Genomic DNA, 11,593 nt, shown 5'->3' on the forward strand with positions numbered 1-11,593 from the left:
GAAAAAAGAGTACACACCATGACATTGAAGGACAACATTCAAAAACTCGCCCAGGCTTATCACCCTGAAATAGTAGCCCTACGGCGACACATCCACCAAAACCCCGAACTTTCTTTTGAAGAACACGAAACCGGAAAATACGTCGCTGCGCAACTGCAAGAATGGGGTATTGCCCATCAGACAGGCGTTGCAGGAACCGGAGTAGTGGCTTTAATCGAAGGAAAAAATCCTGGCAAAAATACGGTAGCCCTGCGCGCCGACATGGATGCCTTGCCCATCATTGAGGCCAATGAGGTGCCTTACAAATCCCAAAACCCAGGAGTGATGCATGCCTGTGGGCACGATGTACACACTGCTTCCCTCCTGGGTGCCGCAAAAATCTTGCAGGAAACCCGTCAGGATTGGGAAGGCAGTGTAAAGCTGATCTTTCAACCCGCTGAAGAACGCCTGCCAGGCGGCGCTTCTTTGATGATCAAAGAAGGGGTTTTGCAAAATCCCAGTCCCACGGCCATTGCGGGCCAACACGTTCATCCGCCTTTGGCTGCCGGGAAAGTGGGATTTCGCCCAGGTCGCTACATGGGTTCCTGTGATGAGTTGTACATCACCATTACGGGTAAAGGGGGGCACGGGGCCATGCCTCAAGACTGTGTTGACCCCATTCTGCTGGCCGCACACATGATCACTGCTTTGCAGCAAATCGTCAGTCGCAACAACGACCCGACCATTCCCACCGTATTGACTTTTGGAAAAATCAACTCTACAGGTGGTGCAACGAACATCATCCCCAAAGAGGTAAAAATTGAAGGCACCTTCCGCACCATGGATGAAACCTGGCGCAAAGAAGCCCACCGCCGCATGAAATACATGGCCGAACACCTGATCGAAGGCATGGGCGGCAAAATTGATTTTTTCATCGATGTGGGTTACCCCTGTTTGCTCAATGATGAAGCGCTGACTTTGCGGATGCGCGAATCTGCTGAGGATTACCTTGGAGTAGAAAATGTGGTTGATCTTCCCGTGCGCCTCACCGCTGAGGATTTTTCATACTACTCTCAAGAGATGCCGGCCTGTTTTTATCGATTGGGAACGGGGAATGTAGAGCGGGGGATCACCTCACCGGTGCATTCCGATACTTTTGATATTGATGAGGAGGCGTTGAAAGTGGGGGCTGGATTGATGGCCTGGTTGGCGGTGCGGGAATTGGAGTTAACAGCAAGTTAGTACTTTCATAAAACCCCGAAGGGGTGACATGATTATAGAAAATTCAAAGAGAGATGTTTTCAAAGAGAGAAACCCCGAAGGGGTGGCATTATTCTTATCTTTAAAATGCCACCCCTTCGGGGTTTTTCTAAAAAATCGTTCTGTCTTTCCAATTTTCTATAATTATTTCACCCCTTCGGGGTTCGGTTTTCTAATCGAATTATACTTACTTCCGCAACAACTGCCCCGGGAATTCCTTTGTACTCTTCCCTCCTACAAAAACCACCTTGCCATTCACCCATACCCGCTCAATACCCGTCGACAATGCAGTAGGGTTTTGAAAAGTAGCATTGTCTTGCACCGTTTGGGGGTCAAACAGCACCAAGTCGGCAAAATAGCCGGGAGCAATCAAACCGCGTTCCCTCAAGCCCAAGTGCTCCGCCGAAAGGCCGGTCATTTTGTGAATGGCCTCTTCCAGGCCCAGGGCTTTTTTCTCCCGCACGTAACGCGCCAATACCCGCGTAAAGGCGCCATGCCCCCGTGGATGGCTGCGGTGGGTGCCGTCTGAACACACATTGGTATGCGGCCAGCGCAATAAGTTAATGACATCTTGATCCGCCATGGAAGCACCGATGATCGATTCCGTTTCACCCGTACGTTCCGCCTCGGCTACCAGGTACATCAAGGTTTTGGCAACTGCTTCGCCGCGCATTTGGGCGATGACACTCAGGGTTTTGCCCGCGTAGGCTGGTTGAGCGCCAAAGCGGGAGACAATGCTGCGGGTAGGGTCGATCAATTGGGTGACTGCAAATTCGGCGCTGGCCAGGTTGTCGAAGTCTTTTTTCGGGAACAACACCCGCAAGGTGGATTGCCAATGCTCGTAAGGGTAAACATCCGCCGTGATGTCGATGCCTTCAGACCGGGCAGCTTGCAGGCGAGCCAACAGTTGGGGCGCTTGCCCCCACTTGCTTTTGAGCGCAATTTTGAAATGGGAAATCTGCACGGGCAATTTGGCCTCCCGCCCAATCTGGATAATTTCATCAAGTGCATCGTCCAGATGGATGTCTTCGCTACGGATATGGCTCATGTAGCGCCCGCCAGCGGCAGCAGCCACTTTGGCCAGGGTGATCACCTCATCGCGATTGGAATAAAAACCTTCCTCGTATTCCAGACCGGAGCACAAGCCCAAAGCCCCAGCTTTCAACTCCGCAGCCAATAATTCCTTTATTTTTTCTATTTCTGCTACCGTGGCTTGGCGTCGAAAACTGCTCAATCCCATCGCCCGCAAGCGCAGGGTGCTGTGCCCGGCGTAAGAGGCGAGATTGACTGCGATGGGGCGGCGTTGGAGCCATAGCGCCAGGCTGTCCATGGGTTCTGATTCCCCATCTTGCCCTGATACAATTGTGGTGATGCCTTGACTGACGACGGCCAACATGTCCGGCTTTTCCTCCATCGCCCCAGCATGGTGGCTATGGGTATCAATAAACCCAGGGGCTAAGACTTTTCCCAGTCCATCAATTACTTTTTCTCCGGGCAAAGGACTGAGCGCGCCCATGTCTTGAATGCGGTTGTTGAGTACGCGCACTGCGCCAAAGCGAGCCGTGCTCCCCGTGCCATCCACGATTTGCACATTGCGGATTAGGGTGGAACTGGGAAATTTAAAAGCTTTGCCTTCAGACCAGGCTCTTACGATTTGCTGGACAAAACCTTGGCCAGAATTGTCCAGCGCAATCAAGGCTGATTTTTGATCCAGATTTCGCAGGATCAAAGTGCGGAACCCAACCCAACCGCCCGTATGACTCAACTCCCGGCCCTCTTTGCCCACAGCCCATCCGAAGCCATAAGGATAGGTGCTGCCATCATTGAGCTTTACGGGACTAAAAGCTTCTTCCAGCGTACTTTTTTTTACCAATTTTTCGGTGTACAAGGCTTGTTCCCAGCGCAGCAAATCTTCGGCAGAGCTGTAAACGTTGCCATCGCCCACTACCCCATCGATGCTAATGAGGTCATTTGGTAGCAATTTCCCTCCTTCCCGATGCATGCCCATCACCCGCTGAGCCGGAGCAGCTGGACCTTTAAAATGGTAAACAAAAGTTTGATTGAGTCCTAAGGGGCGGGCAATCCGTTCGGCAAAAAACTGGGCAAAAGGTTTTCCAGCTGCCTTTTCAACCACCGAAGCCAGGAGTATATATCCCGTGTTGCAGTACGACCATTGGCTGCCGGGCTCAAATTCCAGGGCGGGTTTATGCCGAGCCAACAACTGCAAAAGATCGTCATTGGTCAGGGTATCGAGCAAGGTGAGTTGGCGTTGGGCCAGGTCAAAGTACTCGGGCAGACCCGAAGTATGGGTCAACAATTGTCGGACTACGATATTGGCATAAGGAAAGCTCGGTAGGTATTTTTGCACCGGGTCGTCGTATTGGAGTTTGTTTTCTTCCTTGAGGAGCATCGCGCTCATGGCCACAAATTGCTTGGACACCGAAGCGAGATTGAAAGAGGATTGGGTGCTCAATAGGGTTTTTCCACCTGCATCGTTTACCCCAAAGGCTTTTTTATACAACGCCTGGCCTTCCTGTGCCACGAGCACTACGCCATTGAACAACTGGAGTTGATGCAAAGCATTTAACGCCGAATCCAGGCGAATGGGATTGGGTCTATTTTGACCGTAGCTCAAAGTAAGGTAGAGCAAACAAAAGAGCAGTAGTTTGATTTTCAGCAGTTTTTCCATAATGTTTGTGCAATTTGATTTGATGCATTCTACTGGACATTTTGCTCGGAGGACATGAATAACAAAAATGTCCAGTAGTATGGATTTGGAGTTAAAATTGAGGAAAATTGCCCATATTTCTGTACATCGGCTTACCAAGTAGATTTTTTTTTCCTGGAAAAGCGGGTGTGACAAGCATCTTTGTTTTTGTTTTTTACTCCTTACTAATGATACACTCAAAACCTGATTGATGAAACCGACGCTCACCCTATTCAGCTGGCTCTGCTTTTTGCCTTTTTTACAAGCCCAACAATTCATTCAAGTCAAAAACGGTCCTCTGGTCACTAAACCCGGTGACAGCCGCAGCATCAACTTGGTAGACGTCAATGGCGACGGCCTGGACGATGTATTCATTTCCAAAGGACTAAAAGGTGGGCAAAACAACGACCTCTACCTCAACCTGGGCAAAGGCAATTTCCAGGCAGTCACCACCGATTCCATCACCCTGGACATGAGCCCTTCCGATGGTGCCACCTTTGCCGATACCGACAACGACGGAGACCTTGATGCCTACGTCACCACCTGGTACCGCCGCCCCAACCTTTTTTACACCAATGATGGCAAAGGAAATTTCACCCACCAAGGCCAGGGCATTACCGGCCCAATGGGCACCTATTCCGAAACCGCCGCTTTTGGCGATTACGACAATGATGGCCTCGTCGACATCTACATCACCAACAGCGCAGGCGACAAACGCAACCTGCTGTACCGCAATACCGGCAACAACAACTTCGAGCGCATCCAACTCGATTGGCTGAGTGAAGCCCTGCCCAGCCGCTCGGCCAATTGGGCGGACTACGACAACGACGGCGACCTTGATTTGTTTGTGGCCAATGAAGAAGTGAATTTCAACAGCCTTTTCCGCAATCAAGGCAAGGGGCATTTTGAAAAAATCAGCAACGATCCCGTAGTGCGCGACACGTTTAGCGCTGTTACGGCCAGCTGGGGCGATGTGAACAATGATGGGTTCCAGGACTTGTTTGTGGGCAATGCGGGGTTCATAAAAGCGCAAAACAACCAGCTCTTTCTCAACAATGGCAAGGGTGGATTTACCCCGGCACCTACCGGGCCCATTCAAACCGATGGCGGTTGTAGTTTCGGCAGTGCTTTTGCGGATTACGACAATGATGGCGACCTTGATTTGTTTGTCAGCAATGGGTATTGCTCCGGCGAAATTGTGAATTTTTTGTACCGCAACAAAGGCGATGGCACCTTTGAGCGCGACCTACAAAGCCTACCCAATTTCAGCACGCCCTGTTCCTTTGGCAGCGCCTGGAGTGATTTAAACAACGATGGATTTCAGGATTTGGTGGTCTCCACTTGTAAAAATGGCCAAAATGACCCCGAGCCCAGCAACCTGCTCTTTATGAATCAGGGAAACAAAAATACCTGGTTGAAAATTCATTTGTCGGGGACCAAATCCAATCAAGCGGCCATTGGGGCAAAATTGCGGGTAAAAAGTACCATCAATGGCAAAGCAGTTTGGCAAATGCGCGAAATTTCGGCCCAAACTGGTTATGCGGGGCAAAACAGCCTCACGGCACACTTCGGACTAGCCAATTCCAAACAAGTGGATGCATTGGTCGTCGAATGGCCTAGTGGGGCCAAACAACAATTCAAAAAAGTCAAAGCAGGCCAACGGTATCAACTCAAAGAAAACGGCAAGTTGGTCATTTGGCCTTAGGGGCGATAAAAAAATAAGTGCTCATTTTGCCACAGGATTAGACAAGTAAACGGTTCATTTTAAGTGCCTTATTTAATCCTGTGGCTCAAGAAAAATGAACACTTATTTTTGCCCCACTACTTAGTGTCTTTCAAATTTTGCAAAGCTGCTTCCAGCTGTGGATAATCAAAATCAAATCCTTCTTTTTGAATCTTGGCGGATGAAGCCCTTACCCCGGTAAGGATGGCATCCGCCAGTTCACCCAATACCAAGCGCAAGGCAAAGGTAGGAGCAGGGATATTGATGGCCCGAGGTGCAAATGTTTTTGACGCTGTTTTGATCAATTCAAGATTGCGGGTTGGATTGGGTGCTACTGCGTTGAAAAATCCTTGCATGTCCTCATCCTGTAAAGCAAACATAAACATGCGACACAGGTCGTCGATGTGAATCCAGGGGTACCAGGTTTTGCCACTCCCAAAATAAGGGGCAGTACCAAATTTCATGGGTTCGAGCAGTTTTGGCAAGGCGCCACCTTTGGTCGAGAGCACAATGCCAACACGGAGTCCAACCACCCGCAGGCCTGTTTCGTTCAAGCTGCGAATGGAGGCTTCCCAAGCAATGCAACTTTCAGGCAAAAAACCTTTGCCGGGTGCAGCCTCTTCGTTGACCCATTGCTCAGAGGGGTTATCGCCATAATAACCCACTGCGGCACTAGATACAAAGGCCTTAGGCTTTTGAGGCATAGCCAGGATCTGGCGCTTGAGCAGTTGATTGCTTTTCACCCGACTATCGATGATGAGGCGTTTGCGCACTTGCGTCCAGGGTTTGTCGGCTATTCCCGCTCCGGCGAGGTTGATGATGTAATCGACATTTTCCAGGGCTTTGGTATCAATGGTGCCTTTGTCCACATCCCAGGCATAGGTGGGATAAAGCGCATCTGGGCTAGGATTTCGGCTGAGCTGCCGAACCTCAAAACCCTGCTCACTCAACAGTTTGCTCAACTGGGTGCCAATTAAACCTGTACCTCCGGCAATTAATACAATACTCATCGTGTTTGTTTTTAAAATACAACAGCTAATGTCGGGATAATTTTTTTTCCGTTGTATAATGTTTAATTTTGAGCAAATAAGCTCATGAAGCTCATGAAGCTTGTTTGTAACACCAGATTTAATCAGTCGTTCATTGGTGTAGTAAAATTTTGAAACCTTTAATCCAAAGTAATGCTTTACATGAACATCTCCAAAACCGTTCTTTTTTGCCTGGTCATTGTGCTTTGCAGTGCTAGTTTTTGTACAAAATCTGTAGACTATAAACGCTCCGGGAATTCCGTAATCGTGCGCCTCGAAAGTGATGCCGATCGTTTGAATACCATTTTAACCCAAACCCAATACGGGCGTATTCCCTCTGATCTGGCCCATTTGAACCTGATGACCTACAACGATTCTTTTGAATTGGTACCTTATCTGGTCAAAGCCCAACCCATCATCAAAGATTTGCCCAACGATGCGGTGAGTTATACTTTTGAAATTCTGGATGAGGCCGTATGGGATGATGGCAAACCTGTAACGGGCAAGGATTATTTGTTTACCCTAAAAACCATCCTCAACCCCAAGGTTGAAGCCGTAATTGGGCCTTTTGTGGAAGAGATCAAGGATGTTCAAGTTGACCCTAAAAATCCGAAACGTTTTACCGTCGTGATGAGTCCTAAGACCATTTATTCCCTGGATTATGCGACCAACTCCTTTTCGGTCATCCCGGAACATATCCTGGACCCCAAGGGCTTGATGAAAGGCATTCCCTTTAGCGACTTGTGCAATCCTGATAAAGCTGATGCATTGGCAGCCAACCCCAAAGTGGTCGAATTTGCTGAATTATTCAGCTCTCAACCTTATTCCAATGACCCCAAATACCTGGTCGGTTGTGGCCCATACCGCATCGAATCCTGGACTGCAGGTGAAAAGATTGTGGTCAAAAAGAAAAAAGACTGGTGGGGCGATAAAATAGTCAAAACCCATCCCCTACTTACCGCATTCCCTGACGAAATCATCTTTAAAATCATCGTCGACCCCGCTGCAACAACGGCTGCTATTAAAAACGAAGAAATTGATGCGACCAACCGCCTTGCTCCTGAGGATTTTACGGCTTTGCAGCAAAATGAGGCGGTCAATGAGCGCTACAATTTCCTCAATCCTACTACGATGACTTATTTCTGTGTCGCGACCAACACGCGCAATCCCAAATTGGCAGATAAACGGGTGCGCAAAGCGATCGCACATGTATTGGATGTGGATGAATTGATTCAGGAATTGTATTTAGGTTTTGGAGAAAGAATTTGTAGCCCAGTGCCCCTCAACTCTCCAGATTACAACAAAAAATTAAAACCTATTCCTTTTGACATCAACAAAGCCAAAGCCTTTTTGGCTGAAGCAGGCTGGAAAGACAGCAACAACAATGGCATTGTTGACAAAATGATCGATGGCAAAAGCACCGAGTTGAGTTTGACCTATTTTTATGCAGCAGGCCGAGAGACTTCCCAACAAATGGCCTTGCTGTTCCAGGATAATGCTAAAAAAGCGGGGATTGAAATCAAACCCCAGGCCTTGGAGGGCCGTGAAGTCATGGGTCGTTGGGCAAGTCACGATTTTGATTTACTGAGTGCGGGGAGAGGTTTGGCACCAATCTGGTCTCCAGAACAAAACTGGCGCACCGATTCCGACAACCGCAGTGGCTTTGGCAATGCTGAAACAGATGCGCTGATCGATCAAATTCCAGTTACTTTTGATGCAAAAAAACGCCGGGCAATGTACCATCGTTTGCAAGAAATGATCTACGAAGAACAAGCAGAAATCTTCTTGTTTACCCTCAAAGAATGTATCGCGATACACAAACGTTTTGAAGCGGAACCCATGGAAAACTCCCCAGGTTTTGCTCCTTCCGAGTTCAAACTGAAATAACCTATAGGGTTCCAGGGTTCCAGGTTCCATCCTGCACTTCGACTACGCTCAGTGACCAGGATGGAACCTGGAACCCTGGAACCATGGAACCGTTACCCATGCTCCGCTATTTTCTCAAACGTCTGCTGCTGCTTGCTCCTACCCTACTGGTGGCCCTGGTGCTCACCTTTGGCCTGAGCCGTTTGGTGCCTGGCGACCCTGTGGAGGAAGCCAATGCCGAAGAATTTGAGCAATCCACCCAAAGTGAAACCGAATTATTGCGGATGTACCGAAGCAGATCCACGCGCATGGACTTGGATAAACCCGTTTTTTATTGTGCCTTCCAGCCTGCGGCTTATCCCGACACCTTCCACAAAATCCCATTTCGCTATCGCCGGGAAATTTTGATTGCACTCCTACGGCAAAATGGCAATTGGCCAGCCGTTGAACGTTACTACGAATCTTTAGGCAAGTTAAAAAAAGTACTTCAGGCCATGCCAGTTCAATGGAATTCTGATGCACGGAGTAGCCTGGGGCAGGCAGTCAATAACTTGCAATTCAGCAGTAATTTTGCAGTAGCCAAGCTACAAATTGGCGAAATTGCAGCACTGATTCCTCAGGATTCAGTACTGCAACAGCAGACTTCTTCCGCTTATCAACAATTGAGCAAATCTTTTGACTATTTGCTAACTCATCCCCAAAAAGCCAAACTGTATCGCCCTAGCCTGGTTTGGCATGGTTTTGACAATCAATTTCACCACACTTTTTTGGGCTATTTAAAAGGCGATCTTGGGCAATCTTTTGAAGATGCCAAACCCGTAAGTGCAAAAATTGCGCGCGCTTTGAGCTGGACTTTATTGATCAACGGTTTTGCACTGCCCCTTGCTTATTTGTTGGCGATATCAATTGGGGTACGGATGGCAGTCCGCAAGGGATCTCGATTTGATCAGCGGGCCAATACCGTTTTGTTCGGTTTGTATGCCCTGCCCGCCTTTTGGGTTGCGCTGGTGCTTTTGGTTGTTTTTTCCAATCCCGATTGGGGCATGAATTTTATTAGCATAACCGGTATGATGGATTTGGATAAAGATTCATCCTGGGCAACCTGGATTAGCGTCAGTTTCCGGCAATTGATCATTCCGATCCTGTGTTTGATTTATCCGGCCATGACTGTGTTGAGCCGCCAAATGCGCAGTGCCATGGTTGTTGCACTCAATCAGGATTTTGTACGCACGGCTCGGGCCAAAGGTTTGGCTGAAAAAGAGGTAATTTGGAACCATGCCTTTCCCAACGCCGCTTTTCCCCTGATCACTTCTTTTGGTTCCTTATTGCCCGAAATGGTGGCTGGCTCGATTTTGGTCGAATCCATTTTTAACATCCCCGGCATGGGACGTTTGTTGATTTACGCAATGGGGTCACAGGACTGGCCAGTGGTATTTGGCATCATGTTGCTGGGCACTTTGTTGAGCATTGTGGGATTGTTGCTGGTCGACCTGGCCTATGCCTGGCTCGACCCCCGGGTTCGTTTTGATCGCAGTAATCTATCGACATCGGCATGAAAAAAAGACAAGGCATCAACAGTTACTGGAGGAATGTATGGCAGCGTTTTCGTACGCGTGGCGCGGGCCGATTGGCCTTGCGCAGTTTGACGCTTTTTGTCATCATTGCCCTGAGTAGCCCATTTGTTGCCAATGAGCGCCCCTGGTACATCAAAGTGGAAGGAAAAAGTTATTCACCCTTGCTCAAAGGTCTGCTGGTAGACCTGGGCGTAGCCAAATGGCCAACTGCCCTAATGCCCGCTGAAGATTGGGCGGATAAAACGTATGATCGAATCGTATTTACCTTGATTCCGTACTCCCCAAGGTCGATTGACCACAAAAATCTCAATGCCCGTGGACCTTTTGAACAGCAGAGGATCAAATCCTGGCGCTTTCGGCACTGGATGGGCACCGACAAAAGTGGACGAGATGTGGCAGCTGGGATGTTGCATGGTACCAGAATGGCCCTTTGGTTGGGTTCCATTATGGTGGGAATTGCCATTTTAATGGGCTTATTTTTGGGAGGCATCGCTGGGTATTTTGGCGATCAGGGTTTGATTGTTTCCAAGTCCAGGATTTGGGCCATTTTGTTGTTTTTGCCCTTTTTGTGTTTTTACCTGGCCTACTTGCCCGGTGTTCCTGAGGAGGCTTCTGCCTGGACACACGGCTTCCATCAGTTGACTTATCTTTTTTTGTACCTGATTCTGGTATTTTCACTGGATCGCTTATTGCGTTTAATGTTGCCGAAGTTGGGGCGCTATGTCGTCCCGCTTGATACGCTCCTGATGCGTTTGCTCGAAGTTGTGGATGCCATCCCCAGCATTATCCTGGTTTTAGCGCTCATTGCTACCTTGGAACAGCCCACCACAACTTACATGATGGTAGTGGTTGGTATCGTGAGTAGTGCTTCGGTAGCGCGTTTTGTGCGGGCCGAGTTTTTGAAAGTTCGACAACAGACGTACATGGAAGCCGGTCGGGCATTGGGTTTTACCCACCTGCGCTTGTTGTTTAGGCATGCCTTGCCCAATGCGCTAGGGCCACTACTGGTTTTGCTTTCCTTTAGTATGGCTGCGGCCATTGTCACGGAGTCGACCTTGTCCATCCTGGGCATCGGTGCACCTGATCGGGTCACCTGGGGCTCCATTTTGGGCGAGCTGCGTGGTCAGCACCAAATTGAATGGTGGTTGGCGCTTTTCCCGGGTCTAGCTATTTTTTTTACGGTGCTTACCTTCCGATATTTGAGCGAAGCTTTGAGCGAGGCTTTAGGTGAAAAATAGGGTTCAAATTATAATTTGCCACCCTCACTTCCTTTTTTAAGTTCATTTTTGCTCTGGTCAAAAAAATTATTGAAAAAACTGAACGTTGCACCCGTTGGAATGTACCACAAAAAAATCAATAATTTTTTTGCCAGCATAGGGGTAATTTATTTCCCTCCGCATCTACTAAGAGTAGTGGGGCAAAAATAAGTGTTCATTTTTCCTGAGCCAAAGGATTA

At 48.6% G+C, this 11,593-nt stretch carries 7 protein-coding genes; 5 read left to right on the forward strand and 2 right to left on the reverse strand.

Translation table 11 applies throughout. The features are described 5' to 3' along the window. Positions 1–18 precede the first annotated feature (18 nt). Positions 19–1,221, forward strand: coding sequence for a M20 family metallopeptidase (locus ACEW9O_RS00485; protein ID WP_373548146.1), 1,203 nt, complete (start codon positions 19–21; stop codon positions 1,219–1,221). 205 nt (positions 1,222–1,426) lie between these two features. Here the strand turns inward: ACEW9O_RS00485 and ACEW9O_RS00490 are convergent, their stop codons facing one another. Further along, on the reverse strand, positions 1,427–3,928 hold the full coding sequence (locus tag ACEW9O_RS00490; protein ID WP_373548147.1) for a serine hydrolase: 2,502 nt from the start codon (positions 3,926–3,928) through the stop codon (positions 1,427–1,429). 229 nt (positions 3,929–4,157) lie between these two features. On the opposite strand from ACEW9O_RS00490, the gene ACEW9O_RS00495 reads away from it, so the two are divergent. Next, on the forward strand, positions 4,158–5,651 hold the full coding sequence (locus tag ACEW9O_RS00495) for a CRTAC1 family protein (RefSeq protein WP_373548148.1): 1,494 nt from the start codon (positions 4,158–4,160) through the stop codon (positions 5,649–5,651). 116 nt (positions 5,652–5,767) lie between these two features. Here the strand turns inward: ACEW9O_RS00495 and ACEW9O_RS00500 are convergent, their stop codons facing one another. Next, positions 5,768–6,679 (reverse strand): TIGR01777 family oxidoreductase, encoded by a 912-nt coding sequence (locus tag ACEW9O_RS00500; protein ID WP_373548149.1) that lies wholly within the window; start codon positions 6,677–6,679, stop codon positions 5,768–5,770. 180 nt (positions 6,680–6,859) lie between these two features. Between ACEW9O_RS00500 and ACEW9O_RS00505 the strand changes: the two genes are divergently transcribed. From ACEW9O_RS00505 to ACEW9O_RS00515, 3 genes are all read left to right on the forward strand, one after another. Continuing rightward, complete coding sequence (locus ACEW9O_RS00505) at positions 6,860–8,584, forward strand: ABC transporter substrate-binding protein (RefSeq protein ID WP_373548150.1); 1,725 nt, start codon at positions 6,860–6,862, stop codon at positions 8,582–8,584. 98 nt (positions 8,585–8,682) lie between these two features. Continuing rightward, entirely contained in the window at positions 8,683–10,119 is a 1,437-nt protein-coding gene (locus ACEW9O_RS00510) for an ABC transporter permease (protein WP_373548151.1), read from the forward strand. Beyond that, on the forward strand, positions 10,116–11,375 hold the full coding sequence (locus ACEW9O_RS00515) for an ABC transporter permease (protein ID WP_373548152.1): 1,260 nt from the start codon (positions 10,116–10,118) through the stop codon (positions 11,373–11,375). Before ACEW9O_RS00510 ends, ACEW9O_RS00515 begins: the two co-directional genes overlap by 4 nt. The last annotated feature ends 218 nt before the right edge of the window (positions 11,376–11,593 follow it).

Origin of the sequence: Haliscomenobacter sp. (genome assembly GCF_041740695.1) — a bacterium.
GTDB lineage: Bacteria > Bacteroidota > Bacteroidia > Chitinophagales > Saprospiraceae > Haliscomenobacter.

Excerpts from the sequence above, each read along its gene's own strand:
- ACEW9O_RS00500 (WP_373548149.1), bottom strand. The coding sequence starts at position 6,679 with ATGAGTATTGTATTAATTGCCGGAGGTACAGGTTTAATTGGCACCCAG.
- ACEW9O_RS00515 (WP_373548152.1), top strand. The coding sequence starts at position 10,116 with ATGAAAAAAAGACAAGGCATCAACAGTTACTGGAGGAATGTATGGCAG.
- ACEW9O_RS00495 (WP_373548148.1), top strand. The coding sequence starts at position 4,158 with ATGAAACCGACGCTCACCCTATTCAGCTGGCTCTGCTTTTTGCCTTTT.
- ACEW9O_RS00485 (WP_373548146.1), top strand. The coding sequence starts at position 19 with ATGACATTGAAGGACAACATTCAAAAACTCGCCCAGGCTTATCACCCT.
- ACEW9O_RS00505 (WP_373548150.1), top strand. The coding sequence starts at position 6,860 with ATGAACATCTCCAAAACCGTTCTTTTTTGCCTGGTCATTGTGCTTTGC.
- ACEW9O_RS00510 (WP_373548151.1), top strand. The coding sequence starts at position 8,683 with ATGCTCCGCTATTTTCTCAAACGTCTGCTGCTGCTTGCTCCTACCCTA.
- ACEW9O_RS00490 (WP_373548147.1), bottom strand. The coding sequence starts at position 3,928 with ATGGAAAAACTGCTGAAAATCAAACTACTGCTCTTTTGTTTGCTCTAC.